The sequence below is a fragment of the Roseovarius tolerans genome (genome assembly GCF_900109855.1).
Taxonomy (GTDB): Bacteria; Pseudomonadota; Alphaproteobacteria; order Rhodobacterales; family Rhodobacteraceae; genus Roseovarius; species Roseovarius tolerans.
Genome location: NZ_FOBO01000027.1, coordinates 1 through 19,903, shown reverse-complemented (window position 1 = coordinate 19,903; position 19,903 = coordinate 1). Strand labels below are relative to the sequence as shown.

The 19,903-nt window shown below is 53.2% G+C and carries 18 protein-coding genes, 1 tRNA gene and 1 riboswitch; of the genes, 15 read left to right on the top strand and 4 right to left on the bottom strand.

Going from position 1 to position 19,903, the window contains the following annotated elements:
- Positions 1–21: 21 nt before the first annotated feature.
- Positions 22–1,035: a TAXI family TRAP transporter solute-binding subunit gene (locus tag BMX04_RS17950; RefSeq protein ID WP_139194622.1), complete on the bottom strand. Its 1,014-nt coding sequence runs from the start codon at positions 1,033–1,035 to the stop codon at positions 22–24.
- Between the two features lie 67 nt (positions 1,036–1,102).
- On the opposite strand from BMX04_RS17950, the gene BMX04_RS19785 reads away from it, so the two are divergent.
- Positions 1,103–1,237, top strand: coding sequence for a hypothetical protein (locus tag BMX04_RS19785; protein ID WP_276325623.1), 135 nt, complete (start codon positions 1,103–1,105; stop codon positions 1,235–1,237).
- A 461-nt stretch (positions 1,238–1,698) separates the two neighbouring features.
- On the opposite strand, the gene BMX04_RS17945 is transcribed toward BMX04_RS19785, so the two are convergent.
- Together BMX04_RS17945 and BMX04_RS19530 are read right to left on the bottom strand one after the other, a co-directional pair.
- Complete coding sequence (locus BMX04_RS17945; RefSeq protein ID WP_074788236.1) at positions 1,699–2,010, bottom strand: hypothetical protein; 312 nt, start codon at positions 2,008–2,010, stop codon at positions 1,699–1,701.
- Positions 2,011–2,115: riboswitch (SAM-I-IV-variant riboswitch) on the bottom strand.
- Between the two features lie 900 nt (positions 2,116–3,015).
- Positions 3,016–3,100: transfer RNA gene (locus BMX04_RS19530), tRNA-Lys, on the bottom strand.
- A 146-nt stretch (positions 3,101–3,246) separates the two neighbouring features.
- On the opposite strand from BMX04_RS19530, the gene BMX04_RS17940 reads away from it, so the two are divergent.
- Positions 3,247–4,416 carry a tyrosine-type recombinase/integrase gene (locus BMX04_RS17940; protein ID WP_074788245.1) on the top strand — a complete coding sequence of 390 codons (1,170 nt, stop codon included), beginning with the start codon at positions 3,247–3,249 and terminating at the stop codon, positions 4,414–4,416.
- 381 nt (positions 4,417–4,797) lie between these two features.
- Here BMX04_RS17940 and BMX04_RS17935 read toward each other — a convergent pair whose 3' ends face one another.
- Positions 4,798–5,313: a response regulator gene (locus BMX04_RS17935; RefSeq protein ID WP_074788235.1), complete on the bottom strand. Its 516-nt coding sequence runs from the start codon at positions 5,311–5,313 to the stop codon at positions 4,798–4,800.
- A gap of 356 nt (positions 5,314–5,669) precedes the next feature.
- Between BMX04_RS17935 and BMX04_RS18940 the strand changes: the two genes are divergently transcribed.
- The 13 genes from BMX04_RS18940 to BMX04_RS17865 form a co-directional block, all read left to right on the top strand.
- Positions 5,670–6,427 (top strand): IS5 family transposase gene (locus BMX04_RS18940; RefSeq protein ID WP_139194621.1). Its coding sequence is split into 2 segments (ribosomal slippage): positions 5,670–6,006 and positions 6,006–6,427, totalling 759 coding nucleotides; the frame shifts between segments, so codons are not numbered across the junction.
- A gap of 192 nt (positions 6,428–6,619) precedes the next feature.
- Positions 6,620–7,972, top strand: a complete 1,353-nt coding sequence (locus BMX04_RS17920) for a serine/threonine protein kinase (protein WP_074788233.1) — start codon at positions 6,620–6,622, stop codon at positions 7,970–7,972.
- Positions 7,972–9,081: an FHA domain-containing protein gene (locus BMX04_RS18935; RefSeq protein WP_083398236.1), complete on the top strand. Its 1,110-nt coding sequence runs from the start codon at positions 7,972–7,974 to the stop codon at positions 9,079–9,081. Before BMX04_RS17920 ends, BMX04_RS18935 begins: the two co-directional genes overlap by 1 nt.
- Positions 9,065–9,970, top strand: coding sequence for a PP2C family protein-serine/threonine phosphatase (locus BMX04_RS17910; protein ID WP_074788232.1), 906 nt, complete (start codon positions 9,065–9,067; stop codon positions 9,968–9,970). The genes BMX04_RS18935 and BMX04_RS17910 overlap by 17 nt, the downstream gene beginning before the upstream one ends.
- Before the next feature lie 22 nt (positions 9,971–9,992).
- Positions 9,993–11,255, top strand: coding sequence for a hypothetical protein (locus BMX04_RS17905; RefSeq protein WP_074788231.1), 1,263 nt, complete (start codon positions 9,993–9,995; stop codon positions 11,253–11,255).
- Positions 11,256–11,394: 139 nt separating this feature from the next.
- Positions 11,395–13,458, top strand: a complete 2,064-nt coding sequence (locus BMX04_RS17900) for a dynamin family protein (RefSeq protein WP_074788230.1) — start codon at positions 11,395–11,397, stop codon at positions 13,456–13,458.
- A 71-nt stretch (positions 13,459–13,529) separates the two neighbouring features.
- On the top strand, positions 13,530–14,426 hold the full coding sequence (locus BMX04_RS17895) for a dynamin family protein (protein ID WP_244888587.1): 897 nt from the start codon (positions 13,530–13,532) through the stop codon (positions 14,424–14,426).
- 76 nt (positions 14,427–14,502) lie between these two features.
- Positions 14,503–14,880 (top strand): hypothetical protein, encoded by a 378-nt coding sequence (locus BMX04_RS17890; protein WP_139194620.1) that lies wholly within the window; start codon positions 14,503–14,505, stop codon positions 14,878–14,880.
- Positions 14,880–15,737 carry a hypothetical protein gene (locus tag BMX04_RS17885; RefSeq protein ID WP_074788227.1) on the top strand — a complete coding sequence of 286 codons (858 nt, stop codon included), beginning with the start codon at positions 14,880–14,882 and terminating at the stop codon, positions 15,735–15,737. Before BMX04_RS17890 ends, BMX04_RS17885 begins: the two co-directional genes overlap by 1 nt.
- A 542-nt stretch (positions 15,738–16,279) precedes the next feature.
- Positions 16,280–16,822 carry a CBS domain-containing protein gene (locus BMX04_RS17880; protein ID WP_074788226.1) on the top strand — a complete coding sequence of 181 codons (543 nt, stop codon included), beginning with the start codon at positions 16,280–16,282 and terminating at the stop codon, positions 16,820–16,822.
- A gap of 927 nt (positions 16,823–17,749) precedes the next feature.
- Positions 17,750–18,511, top strand: a complete 762-nt coding sequence (locus tag BMX04_RS17875) for a class I SAM-dependent methyltransferase (protein ID WP_244888586.1) — start codon at positions 17,750–17,752, stop codon at positions 18,509–18,511.
- A gap of 25 nt (positions 18,512–18,536) precedes the next feature.
- On the top strand, positions 18,537–19,226 hold the full coding sequence (locus BMX04_RS17870; protein ID WP_074788225.1) for an N-acyl amino acid synthase FeeM domain-containing protein: 690 nt from the start codon (positions 18,537–18,539) through the stop codon (positions 19,224–19,226).
- Positions 19,227–19,607: 381 nt separating this feature from the next.
- Positions 19,608–19,903: response regulator (locus tag BMX04_RS17865; protein ID WP_217644517.1), on the top strand; the 296-nt coding region annotated here is incomplete at its 3' end.

Below are 19,903 nucleotides of genomic sequence, written 5' to 3'. Positions count from 1 at the left end.
GCGTGGCCGAATGGGCCGGCATCAGTTCAGTAGCCCAACCTCGCGGTAGAACCGCTCTGCGCCCGCGTGCAGGGGCACGCCAACTCCGCTCAGTGCCGTTTCGGGCGTGATCGTCTTGCCCTTTGCGTGACCGACATCCAGCAGCTTGCGCGAATTGTCGTTCCAAAGCGCCTTGGTGATCTCGTAGATCAGATCCTCGTCTTCTTCGGCCGAGGTAAACCATTGCGCGCCGACGGCCACTGTCGGGGTTGCATCGACCCCCTCATAGGTGCCCGCAGGAATGTCGCTCTGCGCGAAGAAGCCGTACTTTTCGGTCAGCGCATCCGCGCCCGCACCGGAAATGGGAACCAGCTTAATGTCCTCGGCCGATGCAAGCTCCACCAGTGATCCGGTCGGGTAGCCGGCAACCACGAAAAAGGCGTCGATCCGGCCATTGCGCAACGCATCAGATGCAGCGTTGCCCTTCAGCGCTTCGGCTGTCACGTCGTCGATGCTCATACCGTTCGCCTCCAGGATGAGACCTGCATCGACATAGGTACCTGAGCCAGGCTCATCCAGCGAGACGCGCTTGCCGGCCAGATCGGCGACGCTGTCGATACCGCTATCCGCCCTTGCAACAAGGTGAATGTGCTCTTCGAAGAGAGCCGCGATGGTCCGCAGGTTTTCCGCTGGTGGCTGCCCCTCCATCGTGCCGGTGCCGGTATAGGCCCAGTAGGCCACGTCCGATTGCGCGAAGCCCGAGTTGCGCAGCCCCGACACGATGGCGTTGACGTTGTCCACCGATCCACGCGACGAGACGGCCGAGGCAATCAGCCCGTCCACGCCACAGCTGCCACCTTCTTCGCAGGGGCGCGAGCCGGGTGGCTTGGAGATCGCATTGGCGATCACACCGCCCACTGGATAGTAGGTATACGCTGTTCCGCCGGTGCCGATGGTGAAGAATTTCAGGTCCTGCGCCATTGAGCTTGCCGACAGCCCTACCGTCAACGCAATAGCTGTCGCGAATACTCGCGCGAGTTTTGAAATTTGTAACATGTTGTTCTCCCTGTGGTCATTCCATGTAACCTGTACTCGAGCCTAGCGAGGCACACTTGTACTGACAATGGCAGCCCGTGATAATCTTCACCTAGCCCATGGTGATCAACTGGAAATGCTGCTGGACCTGCGGTTGGCGGTTAAAGCAAATTTCATTGCAGCATTCCGACCAGATGAGCACCGAATGTTTGCTGAGAAATAGTTTGGCTATACTTTGCATAATTACTGTGCAAATCCAGCTCCTTGCGGATTGTGTTGAAAGGGTCGTTAAGCGGCCGAAAACGGGGGATCAGCTTACGCTGGCTGCGCATAGCAGAGCTTGATGCAAGCCGCAGCGAAGAGCCGTTTCCTGCCCTTGTTTACGATGCCATTCTGCATTCCCGTTGGAACGTGCGCGCGGAGCTAAGAGTCAGAAGGGCGTTTTCTAGATCCATCGTCTTATGTCGAGTGAATAGCCAAAAGGATCGCCCTTCGAAGCACGCTTGTTGATCTGTGAACGCGTTCTGCCTTCCAGCCTGCCCAGAGTGTTCCGATGGCTGGCTGGTCGAGCGAAAGGGCGAGTGAGGTTGGATGCATTTAGTGTCCAGACTGCACGGGTAAGAAGACGATCCCAAGGCCAGAACACTAAAGCAACGACGGCAACGGAAGATATACAGATTTCAGTCACGTAATCCTTGGCTGCCAGGTTTTGAGCCCGAGTTCGATCAGTTCAGCGATTTCGACAAGACCAGGCGGCTTACCGTTTCGTGCGATCTCCAGTTGCATCGCCAGATAGCTCACAGGGAGGTTGCGTTCGTAGGTGTTGAGCAGCATTCCTCGAGGACCCAGAACGCCGTGCTGCCCAATCCACAAAAGACGTTCGAGTTCGGTGAGCCGTTCCGCACGCAGTTTGGCGCGCGGCGTGAGCGCCCGCGGTACCGTCTTGCTCAGGAAACGTGTCCTGGGAACGTCTGAGTCTGATGTACGGTTGCTCATGTTCAATCCTTTCGTTGCCATTTGCGGCCGCATCTTGTTTCCAAGGCCACCTTGCCAGATTGAGGCAGGTTGGCGGGAGCTCGTGCTCCACTCGTGATGCTGGTTGATCAATATCCGCTTCCGGAGATCTCTGCAAGTTTGCGGAACGGCTGATTGATTTCAAAAGACGGGGTGCACATCAAGCCAAGGTCCTTTCCCGAACGTTGCGTCGTAGTAGCGCCCTGTCGAAACCGTGATTTCAGAGTTTAATCCATAATATTTTCAGAGGCTTGGTTGTTTTATCACTTCACCCATATGCCCACGGACAGATATGATGATCTTGATTAAGTATTGTGGAAATTCAAAATGGGACACGTAAACACGCATGGCGGTAAGCGGGCAGGTGCCGGGCGCCCAAAGGGCTCTCGTTCGCGGCGCAGCGACGCTGTGGCTGAGAAACTGCTCGCCCAGGGAAAGTGCCCTCTCGACGCGCTGATACGGCTCGGGGAAGACGCCGAAGCAGATGGAGAAGGGCCGCCCTTCTCTTCGACCTTAGTTCGTCAGTGTCCAATGCCGCGGTGCCTCTAAGAACTGCATTGATGAAGATTTTCAGATGCGGGCCGAGGTGCGATTATTCGGCTTGGCTTGCGTGTGAAACGCGTTGGAAAGTCTCTCAGGGAGAGCGCCGCTGCTAAAAGTTTGGCCAGTAGCTTTGGCCCGGGTTGCGCGCTATCTAGTCTCAAATGCGGCGCTACCTCCCGACCCTGCTTCTTTTAGTTTTTGCCGTGAATACCGGCTGGTTCGTGGTGCAGGATGAGCAGATGAAATGCTGGACGCAAACCGCTACAAGTCGCCTTTGTAGAAGATGCCCCTCGTGAATCCGCCGCGTTCAGCACGTTTATCCTCATTAGTCGCGGACTTCCGATGGTTATCAGGAACGAACGAGTGCCATTCGCACTAGTGGCTACTCGGTGGCTTCCAGACATACAGATCGGCGAACAAGATCAGCCTAAGTATTTGATTTAGTGGTGAGCCGTGCAGGATTCGAACCTGCGACCCACTGATTAAAAGTCTTACAGACGTATCTTCTAGAGGTCATAATGAACTTCTCTTAATTTCTATAGTATATTGAATTAATAGATATTTTAATTCTGCCTCTCGTGAAGGCTTCTATTGGCTTCTTGCAAATTCGACGTGTTTTGCTTACCCTTTGCTTACCCTTTGCTTACCCAAGCAATAAACTCTTTGGAAGCCACCTTGCCCAAACAGAAGCTCACGAAGTCCAAAATCGACAAGATCACCGCAACGGATCGGGAACTTGTATACTGGGATGAATCTTTGCCCGGTTTCGGGTTGCGGGTGAAGCCGAATGGCACAAAGAGCTACATTATCCAGTACCGAAACCGCCAAAACGGGCGCTCCAAGCGCCAGTCTATAGGGCAAGTGGGCCCGCTCATTTCTTTCGCCGTGGCCCGCAAGGAGGCCATGCGCCTGCTTAGCCAAGCTGCTCAAGGTGGCGATCCTGTCCTAGACAAGCAGGTGGCGCGACAAAGTAAAACCGTAACCGACTTGGCAGATCAATATCTATCACATCACGCCCACCCTAAGAAGCGCCCCAAAAGCGTTGCCAACGATGTCTCCATGCTAAAAAACGTAGTTCTTCCTCGGATTGGCATGCGAAAGGTCAAGGAGGTCAACCACAGCGACATTCAGGCGCTGCACAACCGCATCGGTAGAACTCCCTATCGCGCGAATCGAACGCTAGCCCTGTTGTCCAAGATGTTCGAGCTGTCGATTCGCTGGGGCTGGCGTACTGACAATCCCGCCAAAGGGGTCGATCGTTTCCCCGAAGAAAAGCGCCATCGCTGGCTGTCGGAAGATGCACTTGCGCGCCTGACTAAGGCCCTCGACGAACACCCCAACAAGACCGCTGCCAACGCCATTCGCCTGCAACTCCTGACTGGCGCGCGGATCGGGGAAATCCTGACGGCGAAATGGGGGGACTTCGATCTGGAACGGGGTGTCTGGATCAAACCGTCGCATCACACCAAGCAAAAGCGCACGGAACATCTGCCTTTGTCCACTGCTGCTTGGGCCCTTTTGAGCACTATGTCGGAAGAGGCAGAAGCCGATGCGCCGTTTATCTTCCCCGGGCGCGTGACCGGCCAGCCCATCAAGGACCTCAAGCGCTTCTGGAAATCCGTAACCACCACTGCCGGACTCAATGACTACCGCATTCACGACAATCGCCACACTCATGCGTCCCATCTTGTCTCAAGCGGCCTAAGTCTTCCGATTGTCGGCAAGCTCCTCGGCCACACCAACCCTATGACAACCCAACGCTACGCCCACCTCGCAGATGATCCGCTTCGTGAAGCCGCAGAGGTGATGGCCCAGAAGTTGTCCCGCACTTTAAAGAGTGAATGATATGCTCCACCTCCATGGTCTTAAGCACCTCAAATTGGAAACTTGGAGATTCTTGTCTGCTGCCCTCTCAGGATCACCTGCAGTTTTTCGAGATTAGTGATAAAGACACGGTTTTAGTTTCGAAACAGCGCTTTACAAGCTTTGCGAGGAAACGACTTCTAACTCGTTGTCTGCGATTGGAATGCCGATACCACATCCCGAAGCGCAGTCTGAAACCCCTCACAGCGCATATCATTATAACAGACACATGCATCCTGTAGAACTATAGAAAGGCCTTTTGAAATGAATGATTTATCCCCGCGAACCGGGTCATGTATTTGTCAAATTCGATGTACTGGAGATGATTGGACAGGGCTTTGATTGAAAACGGGCCCTCAAAGTTCAACTGCTGGACGGTTTCCAGTTTACATCTGAGATCGCTTGCGCATTACGTGGGTTCTCAGTTTCGCGGCGCGACATAACCAGACTGTGCACCACGTTGATGCGTTTGAGTAGGTCGAGGAAGTCAAACGGTTTAGTTACATAGTCATTCGCGCCGTCCATAAATGCATCATCAACATACTTTTGATCGGTCATAGCGGTGAGGAATAGCACGGGTGTATATGTATATTCGGGAATTCCACGTACCTTTCTCAATAACTCGATACCGTCAGTACTCGGCATTTGGATATCAAACAGGAAGAAGTCGAACGGCTGTTCAGCAGACTGAATAACGTCGATTGCAGAAAGTGCACTGCTGGCAGTTGAAATCTGGTAATGTTCGCGCGTTTCCAACGCAGTTTTTACAAGCGTCAAGATACTTGGTTCATCATCTACAACCAAAATTCTTAGACTCGACTGGCTGTTAGCGCGAACTCCCATTTTGCTTTGGATATGGAGATCCCCTTTAATCGACATTTTGTCGCCTACTGACCTTTAACAAGATTTCGATATCAATGAGTCACTGGAAACTTTGCCCATTTTAAGGCACATCTTCGACTTTTAATATCCATTCGGCCGAAAAGTTAGCCTCAATGTGAGTCGCAGATCAATAGTTGATCATTGGGCAGCGCAAAAGTAGAAGACCTTGAGATTGAGCAAGGTGCAAACGGCAAGATGCGGCAGGTCGGTCGCGCTTACAAAATAGCTGATGGATGACTAGCCACTTACTCCTAATATGGCGAAAAGAAATGATATTAATTCTAGGGTCCGTGGACATTCAGGATTCCCATTTGGTCTGATTTCTTATTCAAACTTCCAAAATGGAGGCTTGAATGAACGAGCAACGATTTGTGGTGTCGGACGTCTTGTGGCTGCGGCTTGAGCCGCATCTTCCGGGTAAGGTTAGCGATGCCGGAGCCACGGCAAAGGACAATCGCCTGTTTCTGGAAGCGGTCTTCTGGCGGGTGCGCACCGAGTCGCCATGGCGCGACCTGCCACCTGCCTTTGGCCATTGGAACAGCCAGTTCCGGCGGTTTCGCCGGTGGGCCAGGTCCGGAGTTTTCGAGAGTCTTTTCAAAGCTATGAGCGAAGACGTCGACCTCGAATATGCACTCATCGACGGCACGATAGTTCAGGTTCACCAGAAGGCGACCGGCTCAAAAGGGGGACTCAGACTCAGGCCATCGGGCGCTCGCGCGGCGGGCTGACGACGAAGATCGTGGCGTTGGTGGATGCGCTCGGCAACCTAGTGCGTTTCTTGCTGCTGCCGGGACAAGCGCATGACATGAAAGGTGTCGCACCGTTGATCAAAGGCGTTTCTTTTGACGCACTGCTCGCGGACAAGGCGTTCGATGCAGACTGGCTGCTGCAAGACCTCGACCAGCGCGGTGCAACCGCTGTGATCCCTCCCAAAGCCAACCGTAAAATACAGCGCAATCATGACGCGGAGATCTACACGTGGCGGCATCTGGTAGAGAATTACTTCGCAAAGATCAAAGAGTTCAGAGGGATAGCCACAAGATACGATAAAACGGATTGTAGCTACTTTGCGTGTTGGAACCTCGTAGCAGCACTCATAGCATCAAGATGATTGTCCACGGGCCCTAGTTCCGGAGGGGTAGGCGACCCTAACCCGGTCAACGCACGATTTCTCAAAAGATGTCAAATCTCGCGCAACATTTTGCCACGATCTAATCATAATTGCCATGCATGGTTGAACTATGGATCTGAGTAGCTTGAATTCCTCTTTGCTTCCCTAGCCGCCCGATGGAAAGAGCTCGACGTGCAAAATAACACGAACGTCGCAGAAGAACTGACAACCGATGAACTCTCATCGGGTAGTAGGCTCCTTTATGGTCAGTACACGATAGAGCGTCATTTAATTGATGGTGGATTCGGTATGACCTATCTAGCGTTAGATAGTCTGCATCGACATGTCGTCGTCAAAGAATGCTTCCCCAGCTCCATTTGCCGCCGTATCAACGGCGAGGTGCGCCCTCGCAAACCCGCCTATCAGGATCAATATCAAAGCGTGATAAGAAATTTTTTGCGTGAGGCTCTTAGGCTAGCGCAAGTAGAACATCCCAACATTGTTAATGTTCACCAAGTTTTCCAAGAGAACAACACGGCATACATTGCTATGGAGTTCGTCGATGGTATGGATCTTTTGTCGGTGCTGGATAATGATCCGGGGCGTCTAACCAACACTCTTCTTCAAACGCTGCTGCGCGATACACTCAACGCATTGGATCACGTCCATGGCTTCGACATGCTTCATCGTGATGTCTCACCGGACAATCTGATGCTGGACGCTCAGAACAAGTTGAAGCTGATCGACTTTGGAGCCGCGCGCGATGATGCTCGTAACCCGCAGCGGACGCTTTCTACTTTAGTTTCCGTAAAGGATGGGTATTCACCTCATGAATTCTACTTCACTGACAGCCCGCACGAGCCTTCCAGTGATCTTTACTCTGTCGGGGCAACCTTCTATCACCTAATCGCAGGTTATGCGGCGCCGGGCTGTCAGGATCGTCTAGTGGCTTTGAGTTCGGGCGAAGCTGATCCGTATAAACCACTTACATCCGGCTCGTGGGCATTTGACCAGGTTTTTCTAGCGTCAATCGACAAAGCCTTGTCCGTTTCGCAGCAAAAGCGCTTTCAGAGTGCACGTGAATGGTTGGACGTGCTGGAGCGACGCGAGGCCGCGCCACTGCAAAAGAGTTTCATTTTGGCCTCTGAGCCAGAGAGTTCCCAACAGGTCGAGGATCTTGAGCCAAGCGTGGTAGAAGCGATCTCATCGCTTGTGGAGGACACCAATAGCGGTCTCCGAACGGTGCTCGCCCCGCAGTACAAGCAACAAGCCAAAGCCTCCGATACATCAGAGAAAGACGTTCAGCGTAACCGGCTTGTTGATATGTTTGGATGCCCGATTGACGACGTCGAAGCATGGCTGCGAGACCAAGACAAATCATCCAAACGGCAACGCGCCGAAGCGAGCCACTTGAGTCAGAGAGCCGAGAAAGATCGCTTTGATAAAGCCGAAGGCACCGGCCTTTCGTTATCGCGTTTGCTAAGCGCTCTAATGAAAAGACGGGGGCGTTGGACCGAAAAAGTCATAATCCGAAAGGAACTATAATGAAGTTTATTCGCGATATCATTGGCGAAAAGCGCCAGATGAGCAACGGGTCAAATGACATCTCGGCAGCCAAGGAGGCGCATGGGCTTCCCTTCGATGAGTTGCTGTCGCAATCAGATGCCGCGCCTGAGGTAGATGTGCAGCGCCTTGACGCTTTGGTTCAAGACTTGACCTTGGAAGATATCGAGATGCCCGCGCCAGAAAATTCCCGTGCCAGCGAATTGCAGCAAAATGAAATCGATGACTTTTCCGACAGTCTGGCCGACTGCCTCGCAGAGGAGGAATGCGCCAGTTGCGACGAACAAGAGAATGGAATGGATGAAAAACGTGTCGCGCGCTGGATTGCTGAGCCGCAGTATCGCACATCGGACATTTCTGAGAAGGCAAAGAACGATATGGGCGAGCAAACTGTGTCAGTGAGTCAGGCTCCCCTCGAGCAAAGCGTTGAACCCTCCGAGAGTACACCTTCGGCGCTGTCAGAGGCTCATCATAACAGCGGTGACATGAATCAAAAGAAAACTGTTGCGTCAACAGAGCTACCTCATGCGACACGGCCGCCGCAGCCTGCACTGGATGCCTATCGGGCCGTGGACGTTCCTCAACCCGCCGGAGGGCGCGGGACAGGCAATAAGGGGCGGGTGAAGACCCGACTTCTTGGCTTTAACAGCAGTCAGGATACCGACATTGATCCCATTGCGGGCGGCGCAGATGCAAAGCCTGCGGCCTACACCAAATTCCCGCTTGGGTGGCTGATCGTTGTCGGTGGTCCGGGTCTTGGCGCGGCCTTCACGCTGTTCAACGGCGTCAGCAAGATCGGCCGCGGCAAAGATCAAACTGTCCCACTTGATTTCGGGGATAACAGCATTTCGCGCGAGAATCATGCCGCGATTGCCTATGATCCCGCGCAGAAAAGCTTTTTCATCGGTCATGGTGGCAAGGCGAACCTTGTCAGGAGGAATGATCGCCCCGTCCTGAGCACGGAAGAACTGTTAGCAGGCGACGCGATCACAATTGGTGAAACAATACTTCGCTTTGTTCCGCTTTGTGGTCCGGAATTCACCTGGGAAGAATCCGAAAAACAGGACTCGCCCCATGCAGCCAACGATTGATCTGGTATATGACACGGCAATGGCCATGGTTTTGGGTCGGCGTGAGCGGCAGGAAGATGCCGTGGTGTCACACTTCTCGTCAGGAGAGGCGTGTGGATTTGTGGTACTTGCGGACGGCATGGGCGGGCATGCCGCAGGTGACGTGGCAAGCAAGATCGTCGTCACTGAAGTGTTCAGCGAACTGAAACTGCAATCCGGCGATCCTGATTCTTTGGAGGCCCATATCGGTGAGGTGCTGCAAAGGGCTGCCATCAGTGCGAACACGTGCGTAGGGATATATTCGCGTGAGGTTCCGGAGGCGCAAGGGATGGGCGCCACTTTGCTGGCCCCAGTGTTCTTACATGACCGTTTGTACTGGATATCGGTAGGCGACAGCCCGCTCTACCTGTTCCGGAATGGCTTGCTTGAACGCTTGAACGAGAACCACGCCGTCATGTCCCAGATCGATTATCTGGTTGCAAACGGTATCATGGGCCGTGAAGAAGCAATCAATTGCTCCGACCAGAGTTGTTTGACCTCCGTGCTGATCGGCCGGGATATTGCGCAACTTGATTGTCGGACCGCACCGGTACAGCTCAAAGCGGGAGACATCCTGATTGTGGCCAGTGATGGCCTGCAGTTTCTCTGCGAAGAACAGATCGAGGGCGTCCTGCGTTTTACGCAGAAGCGCTCAGCGGAGGACATTGGCGCGACTCTGATAAAAGAGGTTCAGAACCTGAACGATCCCTTTCAGGATAATGTCTCGTTGTGTGTCGTGAAGGTCATGGCGCAGGGTTCCGAAAGTGTTGTGGATGATCCAGGTCAAACCGTGGTGCATTGTCAGGGATCAAGCAACGTGTCTATCACAATCATGGCCAAGATGACGCTAAAGAAGAAGGCAACAGCCTGATGAATGCTCGGGGAGAGGTACGTTGAACCACGCATTCAGGATCAACCCAGTTATTGATCGGTTGGAAAAAACGCTCTGCATGGGCGATGTTCCGACCCCCTATGACCGATGGGGCGCGCGTCTGCTGGCACATCTAAAAAAGCCAGTGCAGGTTGTCGTGACCGGTCTCGCCGAAAGCGGCAAGTCCGCTCTCATTGAAATGCTGGCAGCACAACCTTTTATCGGCCAGCACGTGGATGTTCCTATCGTCGAACTCGCTTATGGCAAACAAGAATGCGCTCTGTTCAAAAAACAGGACGGCTCAATAACCAGTTTTTCGGGGTTTCTGAAGCATTGCGAATATCCTCAGGATGCAATCTATGCTCGGCAGCAATTGCCCGACACGAATCTGATCAGCCAGAATTTTGTCGAGATTGGACTTTTGGGCACTCTTGTCGAGAAAAAAGCGATCCTGAGCTCCGCGTGCGCACGCGCGGACATCATGATTTGGTGCAGTCAGGAGTTTTCCGAAGAAGAACAGCACCTGTGGGCAGGCGTGCCTGAGCAGATTAAGGATCACAGCTTTTTAGTTCTGACCATGGCGGACCAACAGTTGATACGCGATGTGCTGTCAAAGAATATTGCCAGGATGGAATCTATTGCGGCGGATGAGTTCATGGGACTTTATCCTGTTGCCACAATTCAAGGGTTATCGGCGCAAGAAGATGGCGAGGACCTTAATCAGGCCCTTTGGACGTCAAGCGGTGGAAAGCATTTGGTGGATCAGTTGCTCAGACAGATCAAGCAGGGACGTGGCGCAGACGTCGATCAGGCGCAGATTTTCCTAGATCGCTTGGCAGGACGCAAGGCGGCTCGATTTGAGGGACGCGAGACACGGCAGATATCGGATCTGACTGCCTCAGATGGCCCAGACGCCCAAGCTAAGAGCGACGCTATCGCAATGGAGGGTGACGTGGCTTCGGACGCGCGCTCCAATGCGCTTTTGTCTGAAGCCATTGACATGCTTCAGCAGCATGGCCGCAGGATGCTTGATGATGTGGACCAGAGTAACGAGTTCGATGCTGATGCCATTATGAGCAGTTGTTTAGAGGCAATCTCTTCACTTGCAGGATTACTTGATTCAGCGGCGATACATACGCCCGCAGCTAAGGGTGCACGCGAAGACATACAGGAAGGCGAGGAAATGCTGATGCTTTTCCAACTGGAACGCAGCGAGGAGGCCGCGTTGGATGCCGTGACCCTACTTTTGCAAATGAGAAAAGAGCTTATAGGCAAAGTGGCTTGATCAGTTTTTTTCTGAGCCCCGTCCAACTATCAACACATTTATTTACCATTTTTACATTAAAAAGTGCTCAACGCGCGGTTTCTGAAAACCCTCTGTGTGGGTGAAAGGTATCCGCAACGCAAATGACACCGGAAATGTAATGGACATGGAAGTTGAAATTGATCCTGCCACCAATATCCGGGCTTCAGCGCGCCGAACCAATTTGAGATCTGGCATGGAAGACCTTGCAGCTTTCGCTAAAAAGGCTGCCGATCTTGAAGGTGCCCTGGACAGGCTTGCCGATCTGACCGGGGAAGAATCGCGCCGCTCTGTGTCGCGTTTGAAGTCTCAACTGGCGGCGTTCGAACCTTCGGTCACAGTCCTCGGTCAGGTGAAATCAGGAAAAACGTCGTTGATCAATGCCATGACTGGTTGGGCCGATTTGTTGCCGTCGGATGTCAATCCCTGGACCTCGGTGGTGACATCTCTTCACCTGACTCCTGCCAGTCAAAATGGTGAGACCGGGGCACGTTTCCAGTTCATGACCGAGGATGAATGGGACCGCCTGACCACCAAAGGCGGCAGGATTGGCGAACTGGCCGGGCGCGCTGGCGCAGAGGGCGAACTGCACAAGATCCGCGACCAAATTCTCTCTATGCGCGATAAGTCCCGCAGGCGCCTAGGGAGAAATTTTGAATTGCTGATGGGGCAGGAACATGAGTTCGGGTATTTCGACAAGAACATGCTTGAGCGGTACATTTGCTTGGGCGACGATTTTGACGTAGAAGGGAACGCTTCGGCTCAGGATGAGCAGGGCCGGTTTGCGGATATAACCCGGTCAGCCGAGCTATTCTTGAATTGCCACACTGTTCCGTTTCGTATGTGCCTTCGCGACACGCCGGGTGTCAACGATACGTTCATGATGCGCGAAATGGTGACGATCAAAGCCATTCGTGACAGCCGCGTTTGTGTGGTCGTGCTGTCTGCAGGACAGGCATTGACCTCGGTGGATATGGCACTGGTCAGGATGATCGCGACCCTCAAATCGCGCGAAGTGATCATCTTCGTCAACCGTATTGATGAATTGTCCGATCCTGCCAATCAGATGATCGAGATCGAAGAAAGCATTCGCCGGACGCTCAAGAAGAATGATGGCCCGCAGGACGCACAGATCATATTCGGTAGCGCCTATTGGGCAGGTAGGGTTTTGCAGGGTGAGCTAGGCGAGATGGCCGATGCAAATGCTGATGCATTGTTGAACCTTACCGAGGCTGTGCTCGGCACTACCAATATCGGTCGATCGCCGTCCGCGCACGTATGGGAATTATCCGGCTTACCTGCCCTCATGCAGGCGCTATCATCACAATTCGTGCTAAGCTTGGGCGAGCCATGCCTGAGGAAAATTGCATCTTCAGCCATGGCAATTGCGACATCGCAGAATGCCGTGCGAACGGTGATGGTTGAAGGTGATGATTTCTCGTCTGATGTCAGTATGCACGAGATTAGAACCGAATTCGAGCGTGTAGCAGAGAGGAGCCTGACCCAGCTCAAGGCGTCAATGTCAGAGATATTCGCCGAATATAACCAGCGTGTAGATCGCGTGCATGAGAACTTTATCGAGCGCGCAACACATTCATTGCTGTCCCACCTTGAGGTGTATGGTGCCGAACATGTCTGGGAATATGACCCGTCCGGACTTCGACTTCTGCTGCGGTCTGCGTACTCTACTATGGGCAGCAGGGCCCGCAAGGAAGCCAAGGCAAGTTATGAAACCGCGGTATCTGACACGGCACATCTCCTTTATCGCGGCTTTGGCCCGGCTGTCGAAGGCATTCAGCTCTCAGTTCCCAGTGTCCCGCAAATTCCGTCGCCGGTAACTCTCGGGCAGACGATTGCGCTGGATTTCAACGATAGCTGGTGGGCGATGTGGTGGCGAAGAACACGAGGTTACCAAGCATTCACCAAGCAGTTCCAGGAGTTGATCCGCTCTGAGACAGAAGACTTCATGACACAAATAAAAGATGCCCATACGTCCACAATCCAAGACGACTTTTTGGAGGAACTGCGCGGTTTTCTTGATGAGCAGAAAGCCATTCTGCTGGATCTTGTTACTGGCGCACATCGCTCTGGGGGTGCGGAAGATATGTTCTGCGACAGAGCAGAGCAGAAGCGCAACGATGCGCTGAATGAGACGCTCAGAAGCTTAGAGCGTTACATCACATGACCAAGGAGAAGGCATTGAACACCGTAAGTCTAAGTCCGGCATCCTTGCCCCGAAAACCATGCTTGGCGTTCATGGGCGAATTTAGCACCGGGAAAAGCACGCTTTCCAAACTGTTTCTGGGCAATGCGCCGCTGCCGGTACAGGTTACCGCAACCCGGCTCCCTCCAATCTGGATAAGCTATGGCGACGATGCTGCAATTGCAGTGGATCATGATGGCTCCGAGAGAGAAATCGACATTGAGGATCTGGAAACCATTTGCGTTGACGAGACCAAGATGGTCCGGTTGTACAACCGGTCGGAAACACTGGAGATATGTGATCTGATCGACATGCCTGGAATTTCAGATCCAAGCATGTCGTCGGATGTCTGGTTGTCCATGATCGAACACGTCGACAGTGTCGTCTGGTGTACGCAGGCAACGCAGGCATGGCGCCAATCCGAGGCGGCCGCATGGGAACTGATCAAGGAACGGACAAACGGAGACAACATCCTGCTGGTGACACAGGTTGACAAACTACGGGGTGATCGTGATCTCGATCGTGTGCTCACTCGCGTCCGCAAGGAAACCGAAGGTCTGTTCAAGGCTGTGTATCCGCTCTCGATTATCGAGGCGTTGAATGCAGGGGACGACTTTAACAAATGGCAAGAGAGCGGAGCAGCGGAGTTTGTCGATCACCTCGTGGAATTGTTACTGAACGCGTCTGAATGCGGCGACTCCGAACCGGTTGCATCACAAGAAGCGACCAAGGTGCCACAAAAGCAGGATCTGCCGGACAGCGAGGCGTCGAGCGCACCGCAAGAGAAGGGGGAGAGGCCCTTGGCAGATGCATCCCCGCGCCCTCAAAATACGCCTGCCAAACCAATGGTCTACAATGCAAACAGTGTCATACCGAAACGTGTGCGCGTCCTGACCGAAATGCGTGGACGCACTGCCCGGCCCATTCCGTCGGCGGACGTCAATTGGTGAGGAAAGTAATGAGGCAAAAATCAACCTGCTTGTTCGGAGGCCTGCGAATCTACGTCCCGCCGGTCTGGAGCGTGAAATGACAGTATCCGAATGCCTTGACGAAATGCGAAGTGGCGTAACTGGCTGTTCCCTTGTTTCGTTTGGGGATTTGGAGACAGGTTTGGTCCTGCGCACATGTGCCAAACGCCAGTACAAACAGGACTATTTGGAAGAAATCATTCAACAGGCTGCTCTGAATTTCGAGATGTCTGATGCTTTGTTTGCGGATAATGGTCAAGCAGAGGAGAAGGGACACAGCGTAATTGTGGCTACGCCGGATGATGTGCGCATCTTTGTCAGATCGAAGAAGAACAGATCGGATGTCGTGTGCTGCGTGTGTGATCGAACTGAGGCGCTCGCGCAAGTCGAGGCATATGCACAGAAAGTTTTCCTAAAGGTATCTGGGGAAGCCTAATGGGAAAAATTGCAAAAGCTCGCCATATCGGGTCGGAGGAAACGGCGCATCACCTGCGTGGCGCATTGGTGCGTCTCGGCATGGATCGCGAAGAGCTTCTGGCGGACATTCGAGAGACGGCGACAGACCACGAAGGCCTGTTGCGCATTATCATGCGGGAAATTGACGAGGTTGTCCTATCCCGCAAGTTGGCAGTTTTGTCCGAAGACGGGATTGAGGCGACGTTTGTTGTATCTAACCGGCGCCTAATCGAGTTGAGAACCAATGATACGAACCAGCCAGATGTTAACGGAGGCGGCACCGAACCGGAAGTCGCGGCGCTGGCCTATGCGCAATCGATCAAGAAAATAGGTGGTCAGGCCGCTGGAGTCACATTGCAGCACATCGGGCGCGCGTCAAAATTACCGACAAGTAGCACCGCCTGTTCGGCGGTATGCCTGTCAGAGATCAGTGAAACTTTAGGTCGCGAGAACCGGATGCATAACTTTTTTAGAATGATCCGGACGCGTGCGAAAGGGTGGATCGTCCTTGTGAGCGAAGGCACGGACGTTTGGCGCGAGGGACCTGAGGCCATATTAGTTCGGCTTGACACACTTGAGAGGATCACAGCCGCAAATCGTGAAACAGAGGGATCCTTGAGGCGTCTGTACAGGGCGGGGCCATCCTGCTCTGCTTTCGCGATGACTCCAGAGATACAGGCAATCGTTGCCAAGAATGGCAAAGATCGACTGCTAGCGGCGGTTTCGAACCAAGATGTGATTGCCATCATGGAAGACTGGCGGGAAGTCTTCGGCAATGGAGGTCAGGGCCCAGAGCCCGCTCTAGAACTAGGATCTGTCGACGATCAACTGAGTTGAGTGGCGGTTGCCGCGAGCGAGATGAAGTCAGCGAAACTCCGATCAGGTTTGCATTGCATAATCGCATTGCGATCCCCTTGTTTTCCTTGCGCTTTGCAAAGTAACTATCGATCAACCGCCGCTATCTAGAGAGCCGGCTGTCTAAACACAAACGGCCCTAGTCGAGGGATATAAAAAACGGAAATCCTAACGAGCCTATCGAAGGCTTCGTAGGTGGTTTTCGCTTCTGCCAGCTTGGCGCTGCACTTTTTGATGAATTCGACGATGTGGCAGAAGACGTAAGATTTTCAGACCTACCCGCCGAGGCCCTAAGCTCTTTTCACCGTTCGCTCGCTCACTTTGAACAGCCGCGCGATCTCCGAGATTACCTGTTGCTTATCGCTGCGCATTCCCGAAGCCGCCGTTCAGCCCAAATGCAGCGAATGTCGGGAGAGCGGGGGACTTGGTCATGCGTGACAGTGCTTTGCTGGCAATTCACTTTAGTTAGGCTACGTCATTTTCGCGAGATGACATGAAACGCGTAGCGACCGGAAGGAATTTACATGCCAAGCCAAGCGGATCGTCCAGGCAACCGTCTGATGGATCGCCCAGAATATGCGTCCAAGCCACAGCCTCTTACGCGCGGCCCCAAAACGACCGTTTACGACTCCGCAAAGGCCATGGCAGAAAAAAACTATGGCTCGGTAATTGTGGTAGACGACGACGATAAAGTCATAGGAGTTGTGACTGAGCGAGACATAATGAATAAACTCGTGGTTAACGAGTTAGATGCCAAAACGACCACCCTGTCGCAGATCATGACAAAAAATCCCCGTGTGGCACGCGAGAGCGACGACATGATCGACTGGCTACGTATTATGTCGAACGAACGCTTCCGCCGCTTGCCAGTTGTCGATGAGGAGGGGCGCATTCAGGCCATTTTGACGCAGGGCGATTTCGTGTCCTACACGTGGCCGGATCTGCTTCACCAGATGCGTTCCATCGCCACGGCGACAGTGTTCAAGAACTGGGCCATTTTTCTGATCGTCGGCGGGATCGCATTATACTCTCTTATAATGGTCGTCGTCGTGAGTTATGTGCTGTGAAGAGCGGTCCAAGGCGATAAGGTCACACCGTCTAATGCCCCACCAGATAATCGATGCTCCGGCTACAATGCTCAAGTTACTCGATGAGAAATAGGACGTCCTTGAAGGACTTTTCCTATAGAGCCGCGCTGCTTCGTCAACAGAATAGCGTAGCATTTACGGCCTGATGCTCCGGCTCGCCTGCGTTGGCAAGGTACTCAGTTAAAAAGCATTAAAATAGATCCGCGCAGGGGTTTACTCCGACAAACAAGACGGGGCCAAAGCGTGTGCCGATTTGAAAGTCTGCCGAAATACTTGGGCGAGCTTAAGAGCCGTAACCGGCGACGGGGCCGCGTTGACATTGTGATGAGTTGCGATGCCGAGAAAATGCATCACGAGATCTAGAATTGCGTGGTCGTCATGAACCGTTAACACTTTCATCAAACCTCCAAATCCATCGCACCTGACTGATTCGTAAGTTGTCGCTCAGAATTGGAGTCGTATTTTGTCGCTTCAGCGAAATTCGGCTCTGAAATCTGACATCTTTGCCCTTTCAGGGTCACATTTTTGTCGCGGCGTGCCGCGGACTCACCAGACTGGGCCGGGCTGTCTTACGGGGTAAATGGATCAGGGCGATTGGTGCGGGACAGCTATGGAAACCAGCCAAACTGTACCACAAATTGGATCCGCACTATTACCTGCAAGCATATTTGGTGGCGAAGTAGTGACTAACTGAAGCAGCTGTTTGCTTTAAGATTACCAAGTTCACGTGCAACAACGGGCACTCAACTTGTTGCGGAATCAGAAACATTACGCTCCATCTGGAGGCACTGTGGATAAATGCCCTTGCAATGTCAGCTTCCTGGCGTAACCTATTCTTTGAAAAAGAAGTCATGCATCAAACCATTCTCCATTCAACCTTGGGGTCTTTCTACCATGCCGTCACACGTGAGTGTTGAGGAACGCAAAGCCTTGGATTTCGATCGGTTTGAACTGGACGAAGATAAGGCAGTGCGTGTTGATTGGAATGCTTATGCAGAGGCCTACGACTTACTGTCCGAGCACAACCCCGCGTACCAAGCGCTGCTTCACGATTTTGAGGGTTTCCTTGCAACAATAAGGACTCCCCAATTGATCTACGATATCGGTGGTGGCACTGGAAACTACACCAAGATCGCGGCGCGCGCCTGCCCCGGTAGCGAAATTCGCTTCGTCGAACCTGACGCAGGCATGATCGCCTTGGCGAGAGACAAATTGGCAGCGCACGGCAATATCAATTACGACACCCTCGCGCTCGAAGATATTGATGCCCTTGGCGCCGCCGATCTTGTTATCTGCGTCCACGCGCTTTACGCGATGCCCGCACCAGAGCAGCGGCTCGCTGACATGCGTCGGTTGCTCCGGCCGGGCGGCTTGCTCTACCTGATCAATCTTGGTCGTTACATGAACGTGGCCGATTGGCGTAACTACCTCTTCTCTCACTTGAAAAAAGAACATGGGCTGGTAGGCGCGCTCCGGATCTTTTGGCAGGGTCGAGAGATCGCCAAACAGAACAAGACTATACTCAAGGCACAAAAGAACGGCGTCTACTGGACGCACACCGAGGAAGAGATCGCGTCGGCTGCCTCCGCAGCGGGCTTCGAAATCCTCAGGCAGGAATCCGTTTATCGTGGCTACAGCCACCTACTCGTATGTCGCGTAAAGCCATAGTCGCGCAGGCGTGGAAGGAGCGATCATGAACGAGCAAGTCATCGATGCATTGAAGCGTTCGCGCTACCTTGTTCTGACCGAAAGCGAGGATTTGGAGGAGGCATATCGCCTGCGCTACAAATGCTATCGTGCCCAACGGTCGATTGCATTAAACGAGCGCGGGATCATGGCTGACGCATTCGACGAGGCCGCGAACTGCGTCCACGTCGGGGTTGAAATGGATGGGGCGCTTTTGGCAGCAGTCCGGCTGCACCTAGTGTCAAGGCTCTCGCTCACATCGCCGACGTTGGAGGTGTTTCCCGAGTTTCTGAACGATCTACAACGCGGACAGACGGTTCTCGATCCGACCCGCTTCGTGATCGATCCCGCAGCCCGCAAGAAGCGTATACCGTTACATTTTTTGGCCCTGCGCATCCCGTTTCTCGCCGCGATGTTCTATAGCATCGACGTGGCACTTGCCCCGGTACGGGCTGAACATACCGCGTTTTATCGCCGCTACCTTGGCTATGAACTGGCAATAAAACCGCGCAGCTACCCGGGTTTGACAAAGCCCGTCCAACTTTTGACCGCCAAGGTTCTGGAACAGCGCGACGCGGTTTTGGCACGCACACCTGTCTTTGGTCCGCTGGCCGAGTTCCCGAATTCCAACATTGCGTTTCCGGCCCTGTCGGGCGTTTATGTGGCTTCCAAGGAGGGGCGCCATAAGGCAGCCTGATTTCCCACTTTGAGTCCACTCGCCATGCCACGAAGGACATTTATGTCCATTATTTCCGGTGTTTATTCATCTGTCACAGGCACGCGTCTAATGGCATGCTGAGGCCTGTTGAGTTTGAGTTTAAAAAGCAACAAGCGAACAATGCAGGGGACTACGAAACTAGGAACACCGCAAGACTTTAGGTTAGCCATGAGTCACGTCCATAAACATGGTGTAATTTGCCGGATGTTCGGCCTGGTTTGGAACGACGTTGGAACGACATGCGCAGACCTTCTTCGAAATTTTCAAAATTTCACCTCATTTTGGATTTAAGCCCTTGATCAACGAATGACGATTTGACTGGCGCATGTCCTCATGCGGCGCGAAGAAGGGCCTGAAACCATGAAGATCCTGGCGGTTGACGATGATGAAAGCATTCGAATGCTCCTCGAAAACGCCCTTACTCCCTCAGGAAACTACGACTTGACGACAGCCGGTTCTGCCAAAGAAGTTTTGGAAACGATAGACGGCGCCAGCTCAACTTTCGATTGCTTCCTGGTCGACATTCAAATGCCCGATGTCAACGGCATCGACCTGACGAAAATGATACGTCAGACGCCGGAATACGGACACCAACCAATACTGATGCTGACGGCCATGCGCGAGAAGGCCTATCTGGACAGGGCATTCATGGCTGG